Consider the following 23,798-nt stretch of genomic DNA (forward strand, 5'->3'; position numbering starts at 1 on the left):
CGCTAGGCACCCCCGCCACAGGTCCGAGCCGTGCCGCGCCGCCGCGGCCGCGACCCCACCCGGACGGCGGCTCAGACCCTGAGCCGCTGCCCCGGCACGATCGCATGCGGATCGCCGCCGATAACCACCCGGTTGGCGGCGTACAGCTGCTGCCAACCGGTCCCGTGCCGGGCCGCGATGCCGCTGAGGGTGTCACCCGCCCGGACGGTGTAGTTCCCGGAAGTGCCCCGCGAGGCCCCCCGGTCGGCATGACCGGACACGGTGCCGGGCTGCCGCTCAACGGGCTTCGGCGCGGGCTTGACGGCCTGGGGCGCGGGCTTCGCCGGCTTGGGCACCGGCGCCGCCGCGGACGGCGCACTGCCGTACGCTCCCGCCCGCGCCGCGCAGGTGGGCCACGCGCCCCACCCCTGGGCGCGCTGGACCTTGGTGGCGACAGCGATCTGCTGGGCTTTCGACGCCTTGTCGGCGGTGGGCGCGTAGGCCCCTCCGCCGTACGCGCGCCAGGTGCTGGCGGAGAACTGGAGTCCGCCGTAGTAGCCGTTGCCGGTGTTGATCCGCCAGTTGCCGCCGCTCTCGCACCGTGCGATGCGGTCCCACACTCCGCCGTCTGCCGCGGCGGCCTGGCCGGTCGCGGCGAGCAGCCCCAGCGGGGCGAACAGCGCGGCCCCTCCGATCACTGCTGTCGTGCGAATGCGCTTGGGACGTGCGGACATGAAAATCCCTCTCGACGGACTCGGGCTCCCCCTGACCGTACGGCCCCTCGCGCGTCCGGCGTCCGAGGTCCGGCCGACCCGTCCGCCGGTGTGTCGGCTCTGAACCGACCGTGCGACCGGTGGACGTACCCGAGCGGTGCTCGCTGCACACGGCGGTGGAATCTAGGAGCCCGCTCGCCCCGATAACAACCAACTCGTTGTCATTCCAGGCCAGTTGTGTGTTACCGAGGGTAGCAGCGAGTTTCGGCCACCCACTTCATTCCCTGATATCGGCATTTGTCGACCGTCCGAGCCGGTGATCTGTGACTCACCTCACCGCCCCAACTTCCCTGCACCACACACCTGTTGGCGCGGAGTGACAGATTCCGGCAGCGGGCTCACCCTCCGCTGCGGATGGTGCGATTCCGTTCGCTTCCATCCGTGACTTGCGCCACTGATCGGCCGTTGTCTTCTTATGAGCCGGGCACCTCCCGGCGCGCCACACCCACCACAAGCACCCCACGTGACAATCCCGAGGAGCCACCCGTGCCGCGCATGCTCGACGTCAGCGACGACGTACGCGCCGAGATCGGCGACGAAGAAGCCGACCGGCTGCTCGCCGGAGAGAACACCCCGGGCAGCTACGACTGCACGTCCTGCCGTACCCCGGGCGACTCCGAGCAGGAACGCACCAGCACGGTCCTGTTCGTCGGCGACGAGACCGCCGTACTCGCCTTCGCCCACGCCACCTGCCTGCCCTCCCAGATCGTCACGGTCTCCGAGGAGCAGCTGCAGGGCGCCGTGCGGTCCATCACCGGCGAGGACGCCGCGGGGGCCGACGAGGCCATGTCCGGCCCGGCCGTGCTCGGCGTGACCAGCGGCCTGGTCCTGATCGAGGGCGAGCTGCGCCCCGCACTCGTCGTCGAGCCCACCGGGCCCATCTCCCGCCCCGGCGCCGCCCCGGGCGGCGGCGACGAGTTCCTGCCGCTCCTGGTCGAGCAGGGCTTCATGCCGACGACGTCCCTCGGCGGCGTACCGCCCATGCTGCACGGCTGGTCGGTGCTGCTCGCCATGGGCCAGCTGCACGCCGTCCTGCAGCCCGGCGTCAACGGCGGCTCCCCCGTCGCCTGGTGGCAGGCCCACCAGCCGCTCCACGTCACCGACGCCTGGCGCGCCGCGGCGAACAAGACGCAGAGCGTGCTGCTCTTCGCCGCGCCCGCCGGCTCCATCGGCCGGCAGCCGCGCGAGGACCTGCTGCGGGACGCGCTCGACAGGACCGCCGCCCACGGACAGCTCGTCGCCTGCACGATGCCGCTCGCCGGCACCTGACCGGCTACCCGCCAAGCGCCCGCACGACCGCCCCCCGGGCCACGAATGCGCCGGTCACGCTCCTGCCGACCCCGGAAAGCGACGCGGCCCCCGCATCCGTCGGGCGACGGTTTCGTTGGCACAGACGTGCACACATACGACCCCTCCCGCCACCGGCCGACGTACCAGAACCCGATCCCGTCCATGCGCTCCGCGCCGGACACCACGGGCGAGCACTCGGCCACGCCGATCTACGACGCGTTGTACTCGGAGTACCGCAGGTCCTTCCGCGCCCTGCCGGGTGACCGCACCGGCGAGGAGAATATGGGGTTCACGGCGTTCGCCACCGGGCCGTACGACATGCGGCACCGCGGCGACGGGCGGTACGACCCGCGTCACGACACGCGCCAGAACTCCTTCGGCCAGCTCCACATGGCCAGCTACGGCCAGCAGGACCACCAGGCCGCGGGCCACCCCTACCTCACGGCCCTGCCACCGGGCCCGCGCCGCGAGCACTGAGCAGCGCGATGCCCGGCCCCCGAAGCGGGGAGCCGGGCATTCACGTACGTACGTACCTGTCGGCGGCTACTTCTTGCGGCCGCGCTTCTCGCGCACCCGCACCGAGATGTGGATCGGCGTCCCGTCGAAGCCGAACTCCTCGCGCAGACGGCGCTCCAGGAAGCGGCGGTAGCCCGCCTCGATGAAGCCCGACGCGAAGAAGACGAAGCGCGGCGGCTTCGTGCCCGCCTGCGTGCCGAAGAGGATGCGGGGCTGCTTGCCGCCGCGGACCGGGTGCGGGTGGGAGGCGACGATCTCGCCGAGGAACGCGTTCAGCCGGCCCGTCGGCACGCGCGTCTCCCAGCCCGCGAGGGCCGTCTCGATCGCCGGGACGAGCTTCTCCATGTGCCGGCCGGTGGCCGCCGAGACGTTGACGCGCGGCGCCCAGGCCACCTGGGCGAGCTCGGTCTCGATCTCCCTCTCCAGGTAGTAGCGGCGCTCCTCGTCGAGGGTGTCCCACTTGTTGTACGCGATGACGATCGCGCGGCCCGCCTCGACGGCGCTGGTCACGATGCGCTGGTCCTGCACGGAGATGGTCTCGGAGGCGTCGATGAGGATCACCGCGACCTCCGCCTTCTCGACGGCGGCGGCGGTGCGCAGCGAGGCGTAGTAGTCGGCGCCCTGCTGGAGGTGGACGCGCTTGCGGATGCCCGCCGTGTCGATGAACTTCCAGACGACGCCGCCCAGCTCGATGAGCTCGTCGACCGGGTCACGGGTGGTGCCCGCCATCTCGTTGACGACCACGCGGTCCTCGTCGGCCACCTTGTTGAGCAGCGAGGACTTGCCGACGTTCGGCCGGCCGATCAGCGCGATGCGGCGGGGGCCGCCGACGGCCGTGCCGAAGGTCTGCTCGGGCGCCTCGGGCAGCGCCTCCAGGACGGCGTCCAGCATGTCGCCGGTGCCGCGGCCGTGCAGCGCGGAGACGGGGTGCGGCTCGCCGAGGCCGAGCGCCCACAGGGCGGTGGCGTCGGCCTCGCCGGAGGGGCCGTCGACCTTGTTGGCGCACAGGACGACGGGCTTGCCGGCCTTGCGCAGGAGACGCACGACCGCCTCGTCGGTGTCGGTGGCGCCGACCGTGGCGTCGACGACGAAGACCACGGCGTCCGCGGCCTCGATGGCGTACTCCGCCTGGGCGGCGACGGACGCGTCGATGCCGAGCACGTCCTGCTCCCAGCCGCCGGTGTCGACGAGCTTGAAGCGGCGGCCCGCCCACTCGGCCTCGTACGTGACGCGGTCGCGGGTCACGCCGGGGCGGTCCTCCACGACGGCCTCACGGCGGCCGATGATGCGGTTCACCAGCGTCGACTTGCCGACGTTGGGGCGGCCGATGACGGCGAGGACGGGGAGCGGGCCGTGGCCCGCCTCCTCGATGGCGCCCTCGACGTCCTCGATGTCGAAGCCCTCTTCGGCGGCGAGCTCCATGAACTGCGCGTACTCGGCGTCGCCGAGCGCCCCGTGGTCGTGCTCGGCGGAGCCGTCGCCCTCGGGCTGGGTCTGGTCGCTCATGAAGTCCGTACCTCGTCGTTCATCGTGGTGATCGGTGCGCCGGCCTTTCGACGGCCGGGGCACTACTTGATAAGTCTCGACTTGATAAGTCTCGCTCAGCGCCCGGTCAGGCGCCTGGCGTTTTCCAGGTGGGCGGAGAGCCGCTGCTGGATGCGCACGGTCGCCTCGTCGAGGGCCTTGCGCGTACGCCGTCCGCTGCCGTCGCCCGCTTCGAACGGGTCGCCGAAGACGACGTCGACCCGGCTGCGCAGCGGGGGCAGCTGCTTTATCAACCGCCCGGGCCTCTCGGTGCTTCCCAGTACCGCGACCGGGACGATCGGGGCGCCGGACCTGACGGCGAAGTACGCGAGCCCGGCGCGCAGCGACGCGAAGTCGCCCTCGCCCCGGGTTCCCTCGGGGAAGATCCCGAGGACGCCGCCCTGCTCCAGGACGCCGAGGGCCCGGGTGATGGCCGTCCGGTCGGCGATCGAGCGGTCGACCTTGACCTGGCCGATGGCGTCCAGGAAGGGGCCGAGCGGGCCGACGAACGCTTCCTTCTTGATCAGGAAGTGCGTCGGCCGGGGCGCGACGCCCATGACCATCGGGCCGTCCACGTTGTGCGAGTGGTTGACGGCCAGGATCACGGGGCCGCGCGCGGGCACCCGCCAGGAACCCAGGACGCGCGGCTTGAACAGGCCGTACATGAGGCCGACGCCGATGCGTCGGCCGACCTCCGCGCCGCGCTCGGAGGCTCCCCGCTCACAAGCACCCTGGGTCACTTGGCGGCCCGCTTCTCCTCGACGAGGGTGACGACGCACTCGATGACCTGCTGGAGCGTGAGCTCGGTGGTGTCGACCTCGACGGCGTCGTCGGCCTTGGCCAGCGGGGACGTCTTGCGGCTGGAGTCGGCCGCGTCCCGCTTGATCAGGGCTTCCTGCGTCGCCTTGACGTCGGCGCCCTTGAGCTCGCCGGAGCGGCGGGCGGCGCGCGCCTCGGGAGAGGCGGTGAGGAAGATCTTCAGGTCGGCGTCGGGCAGCACGGTCGTGCCGATGTCGCGGCCCTCGACGACGATGCCCTGCTCGGCCGACCGGGCGATGGTGCGCTGCAGCTCGGTGATGCGGGTGCGCACCTCGGGGACGGCGCTGACCGCGCTGACCTTGGAGGTGACGTCGGTGGTGCGGATGGGGCCCGCGACGTCGGTGCCGTCGACCGTTATGGTCGGGGCGGCCGGGTCGGTGCCGGAGACGATCTCGGGCTTGCCCGCCACGGCGGCGATCGCGGTCGGGTCGGTGAGGTCGATGCCGTTGTGCACCATCCACCAGGTGATCGCCCGGTACTGGGCGCCGGTGTCCAGGTAGCTGAGGCCGAGCTGGGCGGCGACGGCCTTCGAGGTGCTCGACTTGCCCGTGCCGGAGGGCCCGTCGATGGCGACGATCACTGCTGCCGGGGCGGCGGTTGCTGCGGTTTCCACGGGGAGCGGGCACCTTTCGCGGTACACGGGGCGGGGTGGCGGGGCGCGAACACGCCCCGCACAAGGTTACTGGCTCGCGCACCCTGCCCCGACAGCCCCTTCGCACGGCCGTCCGGCGCCCGGACCGGGCCGCCGCCGGATCGGCCGATCGGGCTACTGCCGGATCGACCAGCCCCGCTCCCGCAGCGCCGCGCTCAGCACGGGCGCGGCCTTCGGTTCGACCATGAGCTGCACGAGGCCCGCCTGCTGGCCGGTCGCGTGCTCGATGCGTACGTCCTCGATGTTCACGCCCGCGCGGTCCGCGTCGGCGAAGATGCGGGCGAGCTGGCCCGGCTGGTCGTTGATGAGCACCGCGACGATCTCGTACGCCAGTGGGGCCGATCCGTGTTTGCCGGGCACCCGGGTCTGGCCGGCGTTGCCGCGCCGCAGCATGCTCTCGACGCCCGCCGCGCCCTCGGTCCGCCGCTCCTCGTCGGTGGACTGGAGCGCGCGCAGCGCCGTCACCGTCTCGTCCAGGTCGCCCGCGACCTGCGCCAGCAGGTCGGCGACCGGGCCGGGATTGGCGGACAGGATGTCGATCCACATCCGGGGGTCGGACGCGGCGACCCGGGTGACGTCGCGGACACCCTGGCCGCAGAGGCGCACCGCGGACTCCTCGGCGTGCTCCAGGCGGGCCGCGACCATGCTGGAGACCAGGTGCGGCATGTGGGAGACGAGGGCGACCGCGCGGTCGTGGGCGTCGGCGTCCATGACGACGGGGACGGCGCGGCAGAGCGCGACCAGCTCCAGGGCGAGGTTGAGCACCTCGGTGTCGGTGTCGCGGGTCGGGGTGAGCACCCAGGGCCGGCCCTCGAAGAGGTCGGCGGTGGCGGCGAGCGGGCCGCTGCGCTCGCGTCCGGACATGGGGTGCGTGCCGATGTACGAGGTGAGGTCCAGGCCCAGCGCCTCAAGGTCGCGGCGGGGGCCGCCCTTGACGCTGGCCACGTCGAGGTAGGCGCGGGCGGCGCCGCGCCGCATGACGTCGGCCAGTGTGGCGGCGACGTGCGCGGGCGGCACGGCGACGACGCACAGGTCGACAAGTCCCTCAGGGGATTCATCGGTACCGGCGCCGAGCGCGGCGGCGGTGCGCGCCTGTGCCCGGTCGTGGTCGGCGAGGTGGACGGTGACGCCGCGGGAGGCGAGGGCCAGGGCGGCGGAGGTGCCGATCAGGCCGGTGCCGATGACGAGGGCGGTTCTCACTGGGCGATGTCCTTGCGGAGTGCGGCGGCGGCGCCGAGGTAGACGTGTGCGACCTCGGAGCGGGGGCGGTCGGTCTCGATGTGCGCGAGGACGCGGACGACGCGGGGCATGGCGCCCGCTATGTCCAGTTCCTGGGCGCAGATCAGCGGTACGTCGGCGAGTCCGGTGCCGAGCCCGCGCGCGGCGGCCGCGGGGAAGTCGGAGTGCAGATCGGGCGTGGCCGTGAACCAGATGCTGATCAGGTCGCCCCCGGTCAGTCCGTTCCGCTCAAGGACGGCGGTGAGCAGCGCCCTGACCTGCTCGCCCATGTGCCCGGCCTCGTCCCGCTCCAGTTGGACGGCGCCCCGGACCGCTCGTACCGCCACAGTGCTGCTCCTCGCTCGCGTACGTACGACTGTCGTCCGGCAAGGGTAGTCAGCGCCCGGCACGGGAGCGCGGGGCGCCCGTCTGCCGAGACGGGCGGGGGAGGCCGGAGCCGGAGCGGCTCAGGCGTCCCAGAGCGTCCCGAACTCCAGCAGCTCGTCGCGGTGCTCGATCCGCTCGACCCAGTCGGCGGGCCACGCGTCGGCGCCGAGGCGCGCGCCCGCGAAGGCGCCCGCGAGGCAGGCGATCGAGTCGGAGTCGCCCGAGGTGCAGGCGGCGCGGCGCAGCGCGGTGACGGGCTCGTCCACGAACATCAGGAAGCAGAGCAGGCCGGTGGCGAGCGCCTCTTCTGCTGTCCAGCCCTCGCCGGTGGCCAGGCAGGGGTCGGTCTCGGGGTTGGCGTGCCTCAGGGCGGCTGCCAGGCGCTCCAGGACGGCCAGGCACTCGTCCCAGCCGTGGGCGATGAACCGCTCGGGCGTGGCGGCCTCGCCCCGCTTCCACAGCTCGCCGAGCCAGCGCTCGTGGTACGTCGTCCGGTTGTCGTACGCGTAGGAGCGCAGCAGTCCGATGATCCCCATCGGTTCGGCGCCCTCGGCCAGCAGCCGTACGGCGTGCGCGGTGAGGTCGGAGGCGGCGAGGGCCGTCGGGTGGCCGTGGGTGAGCGCGGACTGCAGCTGCGCCGCGCCCGCACGCTGCTCGTCGCTCAGGCCGGGAACGAGCCCGAGGGGCGCGACGCGCATGTTGGCGCCGCACCCCTTGGAGTGCACCTGACTGGCCTCCTCCCAGGGCTTGCCGTTCTTGAGGAGGCCGCAGGCTTTCAGGCAGGTGTTCCCGGGCGCGCGGTTGTTCTCCGGCGACTGGTACCACGCCACGAACTCCTCGCGCAGGGGCCGCTCCAGCCGCTTCGGGCCGAGTGCGCCCCGGCCCGTGGCGGTGCGCAGGCCCCGGGCCAGCGCGAGGGTCATCTGCGTGTCGTCCGTGACGAAGGCCGGCTTCGGCAGCTCCATGCCCCGCCAGGGACCGCACTTGGCGAGGATCGAGGGCACGTCGTTGAACTCGGTCGGGAAGCCCAGCGCGTCCCCCAGGGCGAGGCCCAGCAGGGATCCGGTGGCGGCGCGCTTCATGAGGGCTGTCCTTCCGAGGTGGGGCGGAGAAGAGGCGGGTGGAGGGCGGTGGCGGTGCCCGCGCGGAAGAGCGTCGCGGGCTTGCCGCGCCCGCCGGTCAGCCGGGCGGCGCCGGGGATCGCCTCGACGAGCCCTGCGGTGCCGACGACCTTGCGCCGGAAGTTGGCGGGGTCGAGCTCGGCGCCCCACACCGCCTCGTAGACCTGCCGCAGCTCGCCGAGTGTGAACTCGGGCGCGCAGAAGGCGGTGGCGAGCCCGGTGTACTCCAGCTTGGCGCCGACGCGTTCATGGGCGTCGGCGAGGATCCGGTCGTGGTCGAAGGCGAGCGGGCGGTACGTCGCCGGGCTGTAGGGCAGCCAGGCCGCGCGGGCCGCGTCGCCTCCCCCGCGCGCCTGAGGCGGGTCGGCGACGAGCGCCGCGAACGCCACGGAGACGACCCGCATGCGCGGATCGCGGTCCGGCTCGCTGTAGGTGCGCACCTGCTCCAGGTGGAGCCCGCTGACGTCCGCGAGCCCGGTCTCCTCGGCCAGCTCACGCTGCGCCGCGCTCTCGGCGGACTCGTCGGGCAGCACGAACCCGCCGGGCAGCGCCCAGCGTCCCGCGTACGGCTCCTGACCGCGCTCGACGAGCAGTACGTGCAGCGCGCCCTCGCGGATGGTGAACACCGCCAGGTCGACGGTGACGGCGAACGGTTCGTAGGCGTGCTTGTCATAACCCCGCATGCACAACCACCCCCCTCTCTTTATGGTCTCGATGACTATAAAGAGAGGGGGGTGGCCCACGCAAGGGGCCCCTCCGGGCCTAAAGGTCCACAGGCCTACAGGTCGACTTCCTTCATCAGCATGCCGACCTCCGTGTTGGACAGCCGCCGCAGCCACCCGGACTTCTGGTCGCCCAGGGTGATCGGCCCGAAGGCCACCCGCACCAGCTTGTCGACGGGGAAGCCCGCCTCGGCCAGCATGCGCCGCACGATGTGCTTGCGGCCCTCGTGCAGCGTGACCTCGACGAGGTAGTTCTTGCCGGTCTGCTCGACGACGCGGAAGTGGTCCGCCTTGGCGTACCCGTCCTCCAGCTGGATGCCGTCCTTGAGCTGCTTGCCCAGGTCACGCGGGATCGGGCCCACGATGTGCGCGAGGTAGACCTTCTTCACGCCGTACTTGGGATGGGTCAGGCGGTGCGCCAGCTCGCCGTGGTTGGTGAGCAGGATGACACCCTCGGTCTCGGTGTCGAGCCGCCCCACGTGGAAGAGCCGCGTCTCGCGGTTGGTCACGTAGTCGCCGAGGCACTGGCGGCCCTCGGTGTCCTCCATGGTGGAGACGACACCGGCGGGCTTGTTCAGCGCGAAGAACTGGTACGACTGCGTGGCCACGGTCAGGCCGTCGACCTTGATCTCGTCGTTCTCGGGGTCGACGCGCATGCCCTGCTCCACGACGATCTCGCCGTTGACCTCGACGCGGGCCTCGTCGACCAGCTCCTCACAGGCACGGCGCGAGCCGTAGCCCGCACGGGCGAGGATCTTCTGCAGGCGCTCGCCCTCCTGCTCGGCGCCCGGGAAGGTCTTGGGCGGGCTGACCTTCGGCTTGCCCGCGTACCGCTCGCGGTTGCGCTCCTCCTGCCGGGCGTCGAACTCACGCGAGGTCGCGGGGGTGCCACGGCGGCTGCCGCGGGCCCCACTGCCCTGGGAGGTGCGGGGGCCGCCCTTGGCGCCGCCGCGCGCCGCAGCGCCCCGGCCCTTCCTCGCCTGGGCCCCGAAGACCGCGTCCGAGCCGCCTACGTCGTAGCGACGCTCCTCGGGGCGCGGCTTGCTCGGCCGGCTCGGCTTGTCGTCGCGCCGGTCGTCACGCCTGCTGTCACCACGCTTGTCATCGCGCCTGCTGTCGCCACGCTTGTCGTCGCGCTTGTCGTCTCGCTTGTCGTCGCGGCCGTTACCGGCGGCACCCCGGTAAGTGCCGCGGCCACCGCTGCTGCCACGGCCGCCGCTGTTGCCACCACGGCTCCCGCCGTTGTTTCCGCTGCTGTTCCTGCCGTTGCTGCTTCGCATCAAAAGTTCCGTCTAGTCGACTGTGTCCTGGGTGTACTCGTACCCCGGCGCATCGGGTGCGTCCGGGTCGAACGACGGAGCGCCTTCCTGCGTCTCGGCCTCGATCGCGTCCGCCTCGGGGAGGAAGGGCGCGAGCTCCGGGAGCTCGTCCAGGCCGCGCAGGCCCATCCGCTCCAGAAAGTAGTTCGTCGTCCTGTACAGGATCGCACCTGTTTCGGGTTCCGCGCCCGCCTCCTCCACCAGACCCCGCTGGAGGAGGGTGCGCATCACGCCGTCGCAGTTCACCCCGCGTACCGCGGAGACCCGCGAACGGCTGACCGGCTGGCGGTACGCGACCACGGCGAGGGTCTCCAGGGCCGCCTGGGTGAGCCTCGCCAGCTGACCGTCGAGGACGAAGCCCTCCACGGCCGCGGCGTACTCGGGACGGGTGTAGAACCGCCAGCCGCCCGCGACGAGCCGCAGCTCGAAGCCCCGCTTCTGCACGGTGTACTCGTCGGCCAGCTCGCGCAGCGCGTCGGCGACCTCGCGCCCGGTCCGCCCGAGGATCTTCGCCAGGTGCTCCTCGGTGGCCGGCTCGTCGACGACCATCAGGACGGCCTCCAGCGCGGGCCGCAGCTCCAGCTCCGCGACGGCACCGGCAAGCTCCCCCACGGGGCTGTGCACACTCACGCCTTCTCCTCCATCGGCTCGGGGGCCCGGTCGAACTCGTCGGTCACCATCGGCTCCCCGGCGCTGTCGCCGCCGGTCCAGCGCACGGTCAGCTCGCCGAGGGGGTCCTCCTGGTCCAGGGCGACGACCTTCTCGCGGTACAGCTCCAGGAGGGCGAGGAAGCGCGCGACGACGGTGAGGGTGTCCCCCGCGTCCTCCACGAGCACCCGGAAGCCGATCTCCCCCCGCTCCCGCAGCCGGGCGACGACGAGGCCGGCCTGCTCCCGCACGGAGACCAGCGGGGCGTGGATGTGATCGACGTACACCTGCGGCTTCACGCGGGGCCGCATCGCCTTCACGGCGAGCTTGGCGAACCCTTCGGCCCCGATGCTGATGACGACTTCCGGCAGCAGCTCGGCGTGGTGCGGTTCGAGCCCCACGGTGCGCGGATAGCGCCGCGCCTCCTCGTCGAGCCGCCCGCTGAAGATGTCCGCGATCTGTCTGTACGCGCGGTACTGCAACAGCCGCGCGAAGAGCAGGTCCCGCGCTTCGAGCAGCGCCAGGTCGGCCTCGTCCTCGACCTCGGCGGTGGGCAGCAGCCGCGCCGCCTTCAGATCGAGGAGCGTGGCGGCGACCACCAGGAACTCGGTCGTCTGATCGAGGTCCCAGTCGGACCCCATGGCGCGGATGTGCGCCATGAACTCGTCGGTCACCTTGGACAGAGCGACCTCGGTGACGTCCAGCTTGTGCTTGGCGATCAGCTGAAGCAGCAGATCGAAGGGCCCTTCGAAGTTGGCGAGGCGGACCTTGAACCGCCCGTCGTCGGGCCCGGCCGGGGGTTGCTCCGAGTCGCCGCCGCGGTCGTGCCCACGGTCCGCAGGAGACGGACCCGCCTCGGCCACGGGCTCCGGCTCCGCAGGAGCCGCCCCCGGCCCCCGGCCCAGGGTGCGGCGGCGAGCAACGGGAGGCGGTGCGGAATCGTCATTCAGGGGCATCGGCGGGAAGGCTATCCCTTACCGCCCACGCAATCGTCGTACGAGAATGCTCGCGTCCCCCCGCGACTCCAGGTCGGCGAGGACGACGGCGACGGCCTCCCGCACGATCCGCCCGCGGTCGACCGCGAGCCCATGCTCCCCGCGCAGCACGAGCCGCGCGTGTTCGAGGTCCATCAGCTCCTCGGCGGAGACGTACACGGTGATCTTCTCGTCGTGCCGCTCGCGCCCGCTGGGCCGCCGGTTCGCGGCCCGGGCCCGCCGCCGCGCCTGCGCGGTCGAGGAGCCGGACTTGCCGCCGCCCTGGGCGGCCGAACCTTCCTGCGCCGCTGACGAGCGGCGTCCGGAGCCCTTCTCGGCGTCGCCCGCGGAACGGCTGCGGGACTCGCCGGAGCCGGACTCCGCGTCCGTGGCCGCGTGTTCGGCGGGCTCACCGCCGTCGCCCTGTGCGGTGTCGTCGGCGGAGGCCGCGGTCTCGTCGCTCTCGCCCGCCGGGGCGGGCACGCGCGCCTCGCCGTTGGCCGGGCGCCGCGGGGTGGACGACTGGAGGGCCATCCCCCCTGTCGTACGGAACAGTTCGTCGGCCCCGGGCAGACTCACTCGGCGTGACACCGGGCGAGCACCTCCCTGGCGAGCTGACGGTAGGCGGCCGCGCCGACCGAGTTGGAGGCGTACGTGGTGATCGGCTCACCGGCGACCGTGGTCTCCGGGAAGCGGACCGTGCGCCCGATGACCGTGTGGTAGACGTGGTCGTCGAAGGCCTCGACCACGCGCGCGAGCACCTCTCGGCTGTGCACCGTGCGGGAGTCGTACATGGTCGCGAGGATGCCGTCGAGCTCCAGGTCGGGGTTGAGCCGCTCCTGGACCTTCTCGATGGTCTCCGTCAGCAGCGCCACACCGCGCAGCGCGAAGAACTCGCACTCCAGCGGCACGATCACCTTGTGGGCCGCCGTCAGGGCGTTCACGGTGAGCAGGCCGAGCGAGGGCTGGCAGTCGATCACGATGTAGTCGTAGTCCTGCATCAGCGGCTTGAGCGCCCGCTGCAGCGTCGACTCGCGCGCGACCTCGCTCACCAGCTGCACCTCGGCGGCCGACAGGTCGATGTTGCTGGGCAGCAGGTCCATGTTGGGGACCGCCGTCTTCAGGAGCACCTCGTCCGCGGACATGCCGCGCTCCATGAGGAGGTTGTAGACCGTCAGGTCCAGCTCCATCGGATTGACACCGAGGCCGACCGAGAGGGCGCCCTGCGGGTCGAAGTCGACGAGCAGGACCCGGCGCCCGTACTCCGCGAGGGCGGCGCCCAGGTTGATGGTCGACGTCGTCTTGCCGACGCCGCCCTTCTGGTTGCACATCGCGATGATCTTGGCCGGACCGTGGTCGGTCAGCGGGCCGGGGATCGGGAAGTACGGCAGCGGGCGTCCCGTGGGGCCGATGCGCTCGCGGCGCTGGCGGGCCGCGTCCGGCGCGAGCGTGGCCGCGTACTCCGGATCGGGCTCGTACTCGGCGTCGGGGTCGTAGAAGTGCCCCTGGGGCAGTTCCTCGTAGTCGGCGAGGTGGGTGTGGGTGTTATCGCCACTCCGGTCGCCGGCCATGGCGTTCACGTGATGGCCATCCATGCTCTGGGGTGCTGACTGTGTCGGCTGGGGGCTCTGCCTGGCTTCGAAGGTGCGGACAGCGACGGAGCCGACAGCCTCGAGCCCGACGGGTCCTTGGCCCCGCACAGACATTCCTGGTTGACCACCCCCGGGAGCAAATGTCGACTCATTCACAAGTCGTCTTACCTCCTTGGTGACCAGGAAACTTCTCGATAGGTCAGCGTGGCACCATGCCGACGGTTGGCGACTCTATGGCGTGTCACCGCTCCGCAGCAACACAATCCGCCGGACCGGGCCCGATGTGTCGGCAAAGGAACACCTCGATGTCAAGGGCATGAGGGTTGCCAACGGCACGTATCGGGGGTGGGCGAAACGGCTAAAGGGTTACGTTCAAGGCGAGTTGAACGTGTCCACACTGATACGCATACGGCCGGACCCCTCTCAAGGTCCGGCCGCGGGCGTGAGATTGACGACTCTCGTTGACGAAAGTGTCCGAGACCGACCGGAGTCGGTCACCTGGGTCAGCCGAGGAGCGACTCCAGCTCGACGTGGTCGAGACCGTGGGACTCGGCGACCTCCTTGTAAACGACCTTGCCGTCATGGGTGTTGAGACCCAGGGCCAGCGCCGGGTCGCGGCGCAGGGCCTCGACCCAGCCGCGGTTCGCCAGCTCGACGATGTACGGCATCGTCGCGTTGGTCAGCGCGTAGGTGGAGGTGTTGGGCACCGCGCCGGGCATGTTGGCGACGCAGTAGAAGACCGAGTTGTGGACCGGGAAGGTCGGCTCGGCGTGCGTGGTGGCGTGCGAGTCCTCGAAGCAGCCGCCCTGGTCGATCGCGATGTCGACAAGAACACTTCCCGGCTTCATGCGCGAGACGAGCTCGTTGGTGACCAGCTTCGGGGCCTTGGCGCCCGGGATGAGGACGGCGCCGATGACGAGGTCGGCGTCCAGGCAGGCCTTCTCCAGCTCGAAGGCGTTGGAGACGACGGTCTGGATCTTCGTACCGAAGATCTTGTCGGCTTCCTTGAGCTTGTTGATGTCCTTGTCGAGCAGGGTCACGTGGAAGCCCATACCGATGGCGATCTGCGCGGCGTTCCAGCCGGAGACGCCGCCGCCGATGACGACGGCCTTGCCCGCGGCCACACCCGGGACACCGCCCGGCAGGACACCGCGGCCGCCGTTGGCGGCCATCAGGTGGTAGGCGCCGACCTGCGGGGCGAGGCGGCCCGCGACCTCGGACATCGGGGCGAGCAGCGGGAGCGCGCGGCCCGCGGTCTCGACGGTCTCGTACGCGATGGCGGTCGTGCCCGACTCCAGGAGCGCGTCCGTGCACTCCTTGGACGCGGCCAGGTGCAGGTACGTGAAGAGGGTCTGGTCCTTGCGGAGGCGGTGGTACTCCTCCGCGATGGGCTCCTTGACCTTCAGGAGCAGGTCCGCGGCGGCCCAGACCTCGTCGGCGGTGTCCAGGATCCGGGCACCGGCCGAGACGTACTCGGCGTCCGTGATCGAGGAGCCGACGCCGGCGTTCCGCTCGATGACGACCTGGTGGCCGTGGCGCACCAGCTCGTGCACACCGGCGGGGGTGATGGCCACCCGGAACTCGTTGTTCTTGACCTCGCGGGGGATGCCGACCTTCATCGTCGATCACGGTCCTTGGCTCAGGGGATGTTTCGGGCAATGCACCCCAGACCGGTGCACATAAGGGCGCAACGGGGGGCACCACGGTTGTACGCGGCGGAGCCAGTCTAATGAAGGATTTCTCGCTGTCTAGCCTTTCAATACTTCAATGCTCTGCGGATGCACTACGGATTTCGTAGGCGGAAGGCGCTACTCCACCGTTCGTTTCAAGCCTCGGGGCCTCCGGGTACTCCGTTCCCAGCATGCGCTCGGCCGCTGCCCGGTGCAGCCGGGCGGCCGCCGGGTCGCCGAGCCGCTCCAGCGTGTCGGCGAGGCGCAGCTGCAACGCCGCCTGCAGGCGTACGTCGTTGGCGTGCCGCGCCCACTCGACGGCTTCCTGACAGGTACGCAGGGATTCCTCGGGCCTGCCCGCGTACTCCTGCACGCGCGCCATCTCGCTCAACGCCCTTGCCTGGGCGGTCACATCGCCGTTCTTGCGGTGTCCGGCGACGGCCGAGCTCCAGTTGCGCAGCGCCTCGCCGTAGCGGCCCGCGTAGGTGTGCACCGCGCCGATGCGGCCGTAGAGGCGGGCGGCGTCGGCGCGCTCGTCGCGGGCCAGCCGCTGGGCGAGGGCCCTGCCGTACCAGTCGGAGGCCCGTGACCAGTCCCCCAGCTCCTGGTAGGCGCCGCCTACGGATTCCATCGCGCGCCCGGTGGCGTACGGATCCGCTGCCGCGCGGCCCGCGTCCAGCGCGGCCCGGTAGCGCGCGAGGGCCTCCGGTGTCCGCCCTGTCCGGGCGTCCAGATCCGCGAGGTTGAGCAGCGCGGCGGCCTTCTCGCGGGGCAGGTCCTGCCGCTCGGCCACGTCCAGGACCAGCCGGTGGATGCCGTAGAGATCGGGGGCCGCCTCCTCGGCGCCGCGGTGCGCGATCAGGGCCCGCGTCAGGGCCGCCATCAGGCGCCGGGCGAGGGTGTCCAGATCCCCGTCGGCCACCGCGAGGCGGGCCGCGGCGAGCAGCGCGGGCCGACGGACGGAGAGCCACTCGGCGGCGGCGCCGGGCCCGTCGAAGCGCAGGGCGCGCGGCAACCCCGACAGCTCCTTGCGGGCACCGGAGGCCTCCGGCTCGGTGATCGCCCGGCAGGACTGGAGCAGCCGTACGGTCCGCTCCAGCATCCGGGCGCGGGCCAGCTGGAGCTCGGCCGGGCGGTCCTGGGTCCCGGTGAGGGACCTCAGCAGGGGTACGAGGCAGCCCGGCACCTCGTACTGCGGGAGCGGCGAGTCCACGCGCCGGACCAGTCCGAGCGCGGCGAAATCGTCCAGCGCCGCCTTGGCCCCGGAGACCGAGCAGCCCGCGAGCGCGGAGGCGGTGTGCGGGTCGACGTGTCCGCACGGGGCGAGGGAGAGCAGGCGCAGCACCCGCGCGGAGGGCCCGGACAGCGAGGCGTACGTGTGCCGGAAGACCCGCGCGAGCGGCGGGCCCTCGTCGGGCAGGTCGTGCACCCGCTTGGCCAGATCGGCGACGGCCGCCTTGGGCCGTACGGAGAGCCAGCCCCCGGCGAGGACGAGGGCCGCCGGGTGGGCCGCGCACGCCTCGACCAGGGATTCCGCGGAGCCCGGGTCCACCTTGATGCGCACGGGTCCCGCGGCGCGGGCCAGCAGCTCCACCGCGGCCGCCTTGTCGAGGCCGCCGAGGGTGCATGGGCGTACGTCGGGGATGCCGGTGAGCGGGCCTTCGGAGACGGCGACGACCAGGCAGTCGGGGGTGTCCGGAAGCAGCGGGTCGACCTGCTCGGCGTCCGCCGCGTCGTCGAGGAGCAGCAGGGCCTTGCGCTCCTTCAGGGCGTCCCTGAGCCGCTCGGAGAGGTCGTCCTCGCAGGCGCCGGGCGGTGCGGGGACGGCGAGGGCGTCGAGGAGTTCGCGGGCGGTGCGTTCCGTCGGCACCCGCTGGCCGTCGGGCTCCGTGAGGCGGGCCCGCAGCACCCCGTCGGGATAGTCGCCGGCGAGCTGCCGTACGAGCTCCTCGGCGAGTGAGGTGCGGCCGGAGCCGGGGCGGCCCGCGACGAGCAGGACGCGGGCGCGGGGCGCTTTGCGGCCGGACAGGGTGTCGAGTCCCGCTCGGGCGATGTCCACGCGGAGTTCCTTCAACTCACGGGCCCGGCCGACGAACTGATCACTTGTCGGCTCACCGGCGGCACCGGCCGGGGACGGTACCGCGCCACCCGCCGCCGTACCGTCCGTGTCGACCGCCTGATCCGTCACGGGCCACGCTCCCGTCCGCCTGCGCACGAACCCGCCAGGACTTCGGGCGGGACGCTTTCAGAGCCTAGTTCAGGCCCTGCCACGCCTCCGGACACGCGCCGCGCACAAGTCCCCCGATCGGATCAGCAGATCGTCATACCGGTAGGGCCGACCGTGCGGCGACCCCGGGTCCTAGACCTCGAAGGGGCGCGCGGGCCAGGGCGCCTCGGCCGGGCGCAGTGCGTCGACACCGTCGCCCTTCAGGGCCGCGTACAGCGAAAGGACGCCCACGACCAGGCAGTTGTTGTGCAGCTCGCCGGCGAGCACCCCGCGGACCAGCTCGTCGAGCGGGACGCGGGTCAGCTCCATGTCGGCCTCCTCCTCGAAGACCTCGAAGCGCTCCCCCTCGGCCTCGGCGAGATCGCGGGCGAGGAAGACGCGCACGGCCTCGTCGCAGCCGCCGGGGGTGGTGTAGACGTCGGTGAGGACGCGCCAGTCCTCGGCCTTGACGTGCGCCTCTTCGTAGAGCTCGCGCTGCGCGGCGTGCAGGGGGTTCTCACCGGGGACGTCGAGCAGCCCGGCGGGGATCTCCCAGAGCTTCTGGCGGACCGGGTGGCGGTACTGGCGGATGACCAGGACGCGGCCCTCGCCGTCGAGCGCGAGGACGGCCACCGAGCCGGGGTGGACCTGGTAGTCGCGGTGGACGACGGACCCGTCGGGCATGACCACGTCGTCGGTGCGCACGGAGGTCTTGTTCCCGACGAAGGGCGTCTCCGTCGCCGTGACCTGCCACTCCTCGGCGGTGTCCTTGATCGTCATGTCGCGCTGTCCTCCCACACGTGCAAACGAAAACCGGGGCACGCGCCCCCAAAGGCGCGCACCCCGGCAACCGTATCGCTTAGTGTTACTTGCCCGACTTGGCGCCCGGCTTACGGGCGGCCTCCTGGCGCTCGACGGCCGCCTTCACCAGGCCCGCGAAGAGCGGGTGCGGACGCGTCGGGCGGGAGCGCAGCTCGGGGTGCGCCTGGGTGGCGACCAGGTAGGGGTGCACCTCGCGCGGGTACTCGACGTACTCGACGAGCTTGCCGTCCGGGGAGGTGCCGGAGAACTGGATGCCCGCCTTCTTCTCCAGGTCGGCGCGGTAGGAGTTGTTCACCTCGTAGCGGTGGCGGTGGCGCTCCTCGACGTACTCCTTGCCGTCGTACACCTCGCGGGCGATGGAGCCCTCGGCCAGCTTGGCCGGGTACATGCCCAGGCGCATCGTGCCGCCCATGTCGCCCTCGCCCGCGACGATGTCGAGCTGCTCGGCCATGGTGGAGATCACCGGGTGGGCGGTGGCGGCGTCGAACTCGGTGGAGTTGGCGTCCGGGATGTCCGCGAGGTTGCGGGCGGCCTCGATGACGATGCACTGGAGGCCGAGGCAGATGCCGAGCAGCGGCACCTTGTTCTCACGGGCGTACTGGATGGCGCCGACCTTGCCGTCGACGCCCCGCTCGCCGAAGCCGCCGGGGATCAGGATCGCGTCGACGTCGCCGAGCTGCTTCTTGGCACCCGCCGGGGTCTTGCAGTCGTCGGAGGTGACCCACTTGACCTTGACGCGGGCCTTGTTCGCGAAGCCGCCGGCGCGCATGGCCTCGGTCACCGACAGGTACGCGTCGGGCAGGTCGATGTACTTGCCCACCAGCGCGACGGTGACCTCGTGCTTCGGGTTGTGCACCCGGTCGAGCAGGTCGTCCCACTGGGTCCAGTCGACGTCGCGGAAGGGCAGGTCGAGCTTGCGCACGACGTAGGCGTCGAGGCCCTCGGTGTGCAGCACCTTCGGGATGTCGTAGATCGACTTGGCGTCGATGGCGGCGACCACGGCGTCCTCGTCGACGTCGCACATCAGCGAGATCTTGCGCTTGATGGCGGTCGGCACCTCGCGGTCGGCGCGCAGCACGATGGCGTCCGGCTGGATACCGATGTTGCGCAGGGCGGCGACGGAGTGCTGGGTCGGCTTGGTCTTCAGCTCGCCGGAGGGGCCGATGTAGGGCAGCAGCGAGATGTGCACGACGAAGACGTTGTCGCGGCCGACCTCGTGGCGGACCTGGCGGACGGTCTCCAGGAACGGCAGCGACTCGATGTCGCCGACCGTGCCGCCGACCTCGGTGATCACGACGTCGACGTCGTCGGCGGCCATGCGGCGGATGCGGTGCTTGATCTCGTTGGTGATGTGCGGGATGACCTGGACGGTGTCGCCGAGGTACTCGCCGCGCCGCTCCTTGGCGATCACCTGGGAGTAGACCTGGCCGGTGGTGACGTTGGCCGAGCCGTCGAGGTCGACGTCGAGGAAGCGCTCGTAGTGGCCGATGTCCAGGTCGGTCTCGGCGCCGTCGTTGGTGACGAACACCTCACCGTGCTGGAAGGGGTTCATCGTGCCCGGGTCGACGTTCAGGTACGGATCGAGCTTCTGCATCGTGACGCGCAGACCCCTGGCCTTGAGCAGCGCGCCAAGGCTGGAGGCCGTCAGCCCCTTCCCGAGGGAGGAGGCGACACCCCCGGTGACGAAGATGTGCTTGGTCGTCGCGGCTGTGCTGTTTCGGAAAGCAGCGGTCTGCATGGCCAAGAGGGGGCTCCCGTGGTCGCGGTGTGGAAGGTGCGTACCGGCGGCCTCACCGGGAATTCGGGGGAGGCGCCGTCGCTGCGGTTCGGGGGTTCTATGACCACCGGCTCACGGGCTACCAGGGTATCAGCGCCGGAAGGAGCCCGCTTCCGGCCACGCTCCGCCATCGGACGCACACGTCACTGTCACGGAATGCGCACGTTCCCCGGCCGGAGCGCGGGCCCCCCGAACCGCGGGGACACCAGGAGACACCCCCTCTCACCTGCCGCTCACCCGTTCGGCCGCGCCTCGTTGCCGGGAGGGGCGCGCAGATCACCAACGTGCGTCGTATCCTGCTCAAACACTCGCTGCCGAGCCCCCTCCGGCACACGGCACCACCCCGCCTTGCACCCGGAACAAGCGCTCGGCAACGATCACTTGACCGCTGACCAGTAAGTAAGCGCCCCGCGGGGCGAACGTGGCCGTTCGACTGGAGATGCACGTGGCCGGGCGCATCGAGGACTACGCACTCATCGGAGACATGCAGACCGCAGCCCTGGTCTGCCGGGACGGCACAGTCGATTGGCTGTGCCTTCCCCGCTTCGACTCCCACGCCGTTTTCGCCGGCCTGTTGGGCACCGAGGAGCACGGCTTCTGGCGCCTCGGGCCCGCACACGCACCGGAGGCGCAGCCACCCACGGCTGCCCGCCGCACCTATCGCGGCGACTCCCTGGTGCTGGAATCCGAGTGGGACACTCCGCGCGGCACCGTCCGCGTGATCGATTTCATGCCGCCGCGCGACACCGACTCACCGCAGCTGGTGCGGATCGTCGAGGGCGTCACCGGCCGGGTGCCGATGCGCTCGGCGCTGCGCATGCGTTTCAGCTACGGGCGTGTGGTGCCCTGGGTCCACAAGGTCGAGGGCCGCACGGTGGCCGTCGCGGGCCCCGACTCCGTGTGGCTGGACACCGACGCCGAGACCTTCGGCAAGGACCTGACCACGTACTCCGACTTCACGGTCGCGCCGGGTGAGCGCATCGCGTTCACCATCTCGTGGCAGCCCTCGCACAAGCAGCAGCCCCCCCTGCCGGAGCCCGAGGCGGCGCTCACCGCCACGGAGGACTTCTGGCGGGAGTGGGTCGAGCACTGCACGTACCACGGGCCCTACCGGGAGGCCGTGATCCGCTCGCTGATCACCCTGAAGGCGCTCACGTACGCCCCGACCGGCGGAATCGTCGCCGCGCCCACCACCTCGCTGCCCGAGGACATCGGGGGCTCGCGCAACTGGGACTACCGCTTCACGTGGCTGCGCGACGCGGCGATCACCCTCTCCTCGCTGCTGCGCACCGGCTACCGCGAGGAGGCCCGCGCCTGGCGCGAGTGGCTGCTGCGCGCGGTGGCGGGCGACCCGGAGAACCTCCAGATCATGTACGGCATCGCGGGCGAGCGCGAGCTCGGCGAGACGGAGCTGGACTGGCTGCCGGGGTACGAGGACTCCCAGCCGGTCCGGGCGGGCAACGGCGCCGCCCACCAGCTCCAGCTGGATGTGTACGGCGAGGTCACCGAGGCCCTGCACCTGGCGCACATGACGGGCCTGGCCCGCAACGACTACGCCTCGCTGCTCCAGCTGAAGCTGATCCGCTATCTGGAGGACCACTGGGACGAGCCGGACGAGGGCATCTGGGAGGTGCGCGGCCCGCGCCGCCACTTCGTGCACTCCAAGGTGATGGTCTGGGTCGCCGTCGACCGCACCATCAAGCTCCTGGAGTCCGGCGACGCCGACGGCCCGCTGGAGAAGTGGCGCGAGCTGCGCGACGACATCCACCGGGACGTGTGCGAGAAGGGCTACGACCCGGAGCGGAACACCTTCACGCAGTCGTACGGCTCCAAGGAGCTCGACGCCTCGCTGCTGCTGATCCCGCAGATGGGCTTCCTGCCGCCCGACGACAAGCGCGTCATCGGCACGATCGAGGCGATCCAGCGGGAGCTGTCGACGTCGGACGGGTTCATCCTGCGCTATCCGACGGCCGGCGACGACGAGGGCGTGGACGGCCTGGAGGGCGACGAGGGCGCCTTCCTCGCCTGCTCCTTCTGGATGGCCGACGACCTGGCGATGATCGGCCGGGTGGACGAGGCCCGCAAGCTCTTCGAGAAGCTCCTCGCGCTCCGCAACGACCTGGGGCTGCTCGCCGAGGAGTGGGACCCCGTGCTGCAGCGCCAGGTCGGCAACTTCCCGCAGGCGTTCAGCCACGTTCCGCTGATCGACACGGCGCTGCGGCTGACGGCTTCGGGGGCGTACGGAGGATAGGGCCGGGGGTCTCAGCTCCGGACGGCGACGGGCTGCCCGTCGCCGTCCGTGCGTTCGGCCGCGTCCTCCAGGACGACCCGGCCGATGATCTCGTACCGCCGGGGCCGCCTGGCCCGCAGGTACAGGCCGAGGGCGAGGCCGCCGAAGAAGACGAGGCCGACGATCCAGGGGATGGCCTTGAACAGCAGTGAGTCCGCCGCCGAGCCCGCCGCGGTGTCCATGTTGATCACCAGCAGGACGACGACGGCGATCATGCCGACGCCGCCGAGGAGCGGCGCGACCAGTGTCCTGAACCAGTGCCGGTCCTCGGGGTGGTTGCGCCGGAAGTAGCCGATCACGGCGAACGAGCAGAGCGTCTGCACGATGAGGATCGCCATCGTGCCGAGGATCGCGAGCAGCGTGTACAGGTGGATGTACGGGTCCTGTCCGGTCAGCCAGAAGGCGGTCACCAGGGTGACGGCGATGACGGACTGGACGTACGAGGCGATGTACGGCGAGCCGTGCGCGGGGTGGGTGCGGCCGAGGGCGGGGTGCAGGAAACCCTCGCGCCCGATGGCGTACAGATAGCGCGACGCGCACTGGTGGAAGGCCATCCCGCAGGCGAACGAGCCGGTGATCAGCAGCCACTGGAAGGCGTCGACCGCCCACGCGCCGATGAAGCTGTGCGCGGGGTCGAAGAACAGGTCCAGGGGGCTGTCCGACTGGGAGACCTTCACCGAGCCGCCGAGGCCGTTCCCGGCGATCGTCATCCACGAGACGTAGATGTAGAAGAGACCGACGCCGACGACCGAGATGATCGTCGCGCGCGGGATGACGCGCTTGGGGTCGCGCGACTCCTCGCCGTACATCGCGGTCGACTCGAAGCCGACCCACGACCAGAAGGCGAAGAACAGGCCGAGACCGGCGGAGGTGCCGGTGAAGGCGTTCTTGGGGTTGATCGGCTCGACGGGTATGCCGTCGGGGCCGCCGCCGTGGACCAGTACGGCGGTGGCGACCGCGAAGAGGACGGCGATCTCCGCGACGAGCATCACGCCGAGCGCCTTGGCCGTGAGGTTGATGTCGAAGTACGCGAGGACGGCCGTGGCGGCGAGCATCGCGGCCGCGTAGACGATCCACGGCAGATCGACGCCCAGCTGGTCCTCGACGGTGGTTTCCGCGAAGTACGAGAAGACGCCGACGATCGACGCCTCGAAGACGATGTAGGCGAGGACGGCGAGCATCCCCGACGCCATGCCCGCGATCCGGCCGAGGCCGTGCGAGATATAGCCGTAGAAGGCGCCGGCGGCGGTGATCCGCTTGGCCATGGCGACGTATCCGACGGAGAAGACCGTCAGGACCAGCGTCGCGAAGAGGTAGCCGGCGGGGGCGCCGGTGCCGTTGCCCGCGCCGACGGCGATCGGGAGGTTGCCGGTCATGGCGGTGATGGGCGCGGCGGTGGCGACCGCCATGAAGACGACGCCGACGATTCCGACGGAGTTCGCCTTGAGGCGGTGGACCTCGGGTGTGCTCGGTTGTTCTGGCATGGCGGGCACCCTGCC

The 23,798-nt window shown here is 71.5% G+C and carries 21 protein-coding genes; 3 read left to right on the top strand and 18 right to left on the bottom strand.

What is annotated here, in order from left to right:
* Nucleotides 1–71: 71 nt before the first annotated feature.
* Nucleotides 72–713: a LysM peptidoglycan-binding domain-containing protein gene (locus ACWDVB_RS14205; RefSeq protein WP_451517886.1), complete on the bottom strand. Its 642-nt coding sequence runs from the start codon at nt 711–713 to the stop codon at nt 72–74.
* A 525-nt stretch (nt 714–1,238) separates the two neighbouring features.
* Here ACWDVB_RS14205 and ACWDVB_RS14210 point away from each other — a divergent pair.
* Both ACWDVB_RS14210 and ACWDVB_RS14215 read left to right on the top strand, forming a co-directional pair.
* The gene (locus ACWDVB_RS14210; protein WP_451517885.1) at nt 1,239–2,021 is read left to right on the top strand and encodes a hypothetical protein; all 783 of its coding nucleotides are present in this window, start codon (nt 1,239–1,241) and stop codon (nt 2,019–2,021) included.
* Nucleotides 2,022–2,204: 183 nt separating this feature from the next.
* Complete coding sequence (locus ACWDVB_RS14215; RefSeq protein WP_451517884.1) at nt 2,205–2,519, top strand: hypothetical protein; 315 nt, start codon at nt 2,205–2,207, stop codon at nt 2,517–2,519.
* Between the two features lie 66 nt (nt 2,520–2,585).
* Here the strand turns inward: ACWDVB_RS14215 and der are convergent, their stop codons facing one another.
* The 16 genes from der to ACWDVB_RS14295 form a co-directional block, all read right to left on the bottom strand.
* Nucleotides 2,586–4,064 carry a ribosome biogenesis GTPase Der gene (der, locus tag ACWDVB_RS14220; RefSeq protein WP_451517883.1) on the bottom strand — a complete coding sequence of 493 codons (1,479 nt, stop codon included), beginning with the start codon at nt 4,062–4,064 and terminating at the stop codon, nt 2,586–2,588.
* 95 nt (nt 4,065–4,159) lie between these two features.
* Nucleotides 4,160–4,861, bottom strand: coding sequence for a lysophospholipid acyltransferase family protein (locus tag ACWDVB_RS14225; protein ID WP_451517882.1), 702 nt, complete (start codon nt 4,859–4,861; stop codon nt 4,160–4,162).
* Nucleotides 4,819–5,514: a (d)CMP kinase gene (gene cmk, locus ACWDVB_RS14230; RefSeq protein WP_451517881.1), complete on the bottom strand. Its 696-nt coding sequence runs from the start codon at nt 5,512–5,514 to the stop codon at nt 4,819–4,821. Before cmk ends, ACWDVB_RS14225 begins: the two co-directional genes overlap by 43 nt.
* A 153-nt stretch (nt 5,515–5,667) precedes the next feature.
* Nucleotides 5,668–6,753 (bottom strand): prephenate dehydrogenase, encoded by a 1,086-nt coding sequence (locus tag ACWDVB_RS14235; protein ID WP_451517880.1) that lies wholly within the window; start codon nt 6,751–6,753, stop codon nt 5,668–5,670.
* Nucleotides 6,750–7,118: a chorismate mutase gene (gene aroH / locus ACWDVB_RS14240; RefSeq protein WP_451517879.1), complete on the bottom strand. Its 369-nt coding sequence runs from the start codon at nt 7,116–7,118 to the stop codon at nt 6,750–6,752. Before aroH ends, ACWDVB_RS14235 begins: the two co-directional genes overlap by 4 nt.
* A 120-nt stretch (nt 7,119–7,238) precedes the next feature.
* Entirely contained in the window at nt 7,239–8,240 is a 1,002-nt protein-coding gene (locus ACWDVB_RS14245) for an ADP-ribosylglycohydrolase family protein (protein ID WP_451517878.1), read from the bottom strand.
* Entirely contained in the window at nt 8,237–8,962 is a 726-nt protein-coding gene (locus ACWDVB_RS14250) for an NUDIX hydrolase (protein WP_451517877.1), read from the bottom strand. Before ACWDVB_RS14250 ends, ACWDVB_RS14245 begins: the two co-directional genes overlap by 4 nt.
* A gap of 95 nt (nt 8,963–9,057) precedes the next feature.
* A complete protein-coding gene (locus ACWDVB_RS14255) occupies nt 9,058–10,281 on the bottom strand; it encodes a pseudouridine synthase (RefSeq protein ID WP_451517876.1) in 1,224 nt (407 codons plus the stop codon).
* 12 nt (nt 10,282–10,293) lie between these two features.
* Nucleotides 10,294–10,944 carry an SMC-Scp complex subunit ScpB gene (gene scpB, locus ACWDVB_RS14260; RefSeq protein WP_451517912.1) on the bottom strand — a complete coding sequence of 217 codons (651 nt, stop codon included), beginning with the start codon at nt 10,942–10,944 and terminating at the stop codon, nt 10,294–10,296.
* A 2-nt stretch (nt 10,945–10,946) separates the two neighbouring features.
* Nucleotides 10,947–11,924 carry a segregation and condensation protein A gene (locus ACWDVB_RS14265; RefSeq protein ID WP_451517875.1) on the bottom strand — a complete coding sequence of 326 codons (978 nt, stop codon included), beginning with the start codon at nt 11,922–11,924 and terminating at the stop codon, nt 10,947–10,949.
* A gap of 18 nt (nt 11,925–11,942) precedes the next feature.
* Entirely contained in the window at nt 11,943–12,533 is a 591-nt protein-coding gene (locus tag ACWDVB_RS14270; RefSeq protein WP_451517874.1) for a hypothetical protein, read from the bottom strand.
* Entirely contained in the window at nt 12,518–13,648 is a 1,131-nt protein-coding gene (locus tag ACWDVB_RS14275) for a ParA family protein (protein WP_451517873.1), read from the bottom strand. The genes ACWDVB_RS14270 and ACWDVB_RS14275 overlap by 16 nt, the downstream gene beginning before the upstream one ends.
* A 389-nt stretch (nt 13,649–14,037) precedes the next feature.
* Nucleotides 14,038–15,153, bottom strand: coding sequence for an alanine dehydrogenase (ald, locus tag ACWDVB_RS14280; protein ID WP_451517872.1), 1,116 nt, complete (start codon nt 15,151–15,153; stop codon nt 14,038–14,040).
* Between the two features lie 145 nt (nt 15,154–15,298).
* Nucleotides 15,299–17,392 (bottom strand): tetratricopeptide repeat protein, encoded by a 2,094-nt coding sequence (locus ACWDVB_RS14285; RefSeq protein ID WP_451517871.1) that lies wholly within the window; start codon nt 17,390–17,392, stop codon nt 15,299–15,301.
* Nucleotides 17,393–17,563: 171 nt separating this feature from the next.
* The gene (locus tag ACWDVB_RS14290; protein WP_451517870.1) at nt 17,564–18,190 is read right to left on the bottom strand and encodes an NUDIX domain-containing protein; all 627 of its coding nucleotides are present in this window, start codon (nt 18,188–18,190) and stop codon (nt 17,564–17,566) included.
* A gap of 85 nt (nt 18,191–18,275) precedes the next feature.
* Nucleotides 18,276–19,970 (bottom strand): CTP synthase, encoded by a 1,695-nt coding sequence (locus tag ACWDVB_RS14295; RefSeq protein WP_451517869.1) that lies wholly within the window; start codon nt 19,968–19,970, stop codon nt 18,276–18,278.
* 478 nt (nt 19,971–20,448) lie between these two features.
* Here ACWDVB_RS14295 and ACWDVB_RS14300 point away from each other — a divergent pair, with 478 nt between their 5' ends.
* Nucleotides 20,449–22,260 (top strand): glycoside hydrolase family 15 protein, encoded by a 1,812-nt coding sequence (locus ACWDVB_RS14300; protein WP_451517911.1) that lies wholly within the window; start codon nt 20,449–20,451, stop codon nt 22,258–22,260.
* An 11-nt stretch (nt 22,261–22,271) separates the two neighbouring features.
* On the opposite strand, the gene ACWDVB_RS14305 is transcribed toward ACWDVB_RS14300, so the two are convergent.
* Nucleotides 22,272–23,783, bottom strand: a complete 1,512-nt coding sequence (locus ACWDVB_RS14305) for an APC family permease (RefSeq protein WP_451517868.1) — start codon at nt 23,781–23,783, stop codon at nt 22,272–22,274.
* Between the last annotated feature and the right edge of the window lie 15 nt (nt 23,784–23,798).

The sequence above is a fragment of the Streptomyces sp. NPDC003379 genome, from assembly GCF_053589195.1.

Bases quoted from the DNA above. Each gene is read 5' to 3' on its own strand.
- ACWDVB_RS14205 (WP_451517886.1), bottom strand. From the start codon at position 713: ATGTCCGCACGTCCCAAGCGCATTCGCACGACAGCAGTGATCGGAGGG.
- ACWDVB_RS14215 (WP_451517884.1), top strand. From the start codon at position 2,205: ATGCGCTCCGCGCCGGACACCACGGGCGAGCACTCGGCCACGCCGATC.
- der (WP_451517883.1), bottom strand. From the start codon at position 4,064: ATGAGCGACCAGACCCAGCCCGAGGGCGACGGCTCCGCCGAGCACGAC.
- ACWDVB_RS14245 (WP_451517878.1), bottom strand. From the start codon at position 8,240: ATGAAGCGCGCCGCCACCGGATCCCTGCTGGGCCTCGCCCTGGGGGAC.
- ACWDVB_RS14250 (WP_451517877.1), bottom strand. From the start codon at position 8,962: ATGCGGGGTTATGACAAGCACGCCTACGAACCGTTCGCCGTCACCGTC.
- ACWDVB_RS14255 (WP_451517876.1), bottom strand. From the start codon at position 10,281: ATGCGAAGCAGCAACGGCAGGAACAGCAGCGGAAACAACGGCGGGAGC.
- ACWDVB_RS14265 (WP_451517875.1), bottom strand. From the start codon at position 11,924: ATGCCCCTGAATGACGATTCCGCACCGCCTCCCGTTGCTCGCCGCCGC.
- ACWDVB_RS14275 (WP_451517873.1), bottom strand. From the start codon at position 13,648: ATGTCTGTGCGGGGCCAAGGACCCGTCGGGCTCGAGGCTGTCGGCTCC.
- ald (WP_451517872.1), bottom strand. From the start codon at position 15,153: ATGAAGGTCGGCATCCCCCGCGAGGTCAAGAACAACGAGTTCCGGGTG.
- ACWDVB_RS14290 (WP_451517870.1), bottom strand. From the start codon at position 18,190: ATGACGATCAAGGACACCGCCGAGGAGTGGCAGGTCACGGCGACGGAG.
- ACWDVB_RS14295 (WP_451517869.1), bottom strand. From the start codon at position 19,970: ATGCAGACCGCTGCTTTCCGAAACAGCACAGCCGCGACGACCAAGCAC.
- ACWDVB_RS14300 (WP_451517911.1), top strand. From the start codon at position 20,449: ATGCACGTGGCCGGGCGCATCGAGGACTACGCACTCATCGGAGACATG.
- ACWDVB_RS14305 (WP_451517868.1), bottom strand. From the start codon at position 23,783: ATGCCAGAACAACCGAGCACACCCGAGGTCCACCGCCTCAAGGCGAAC.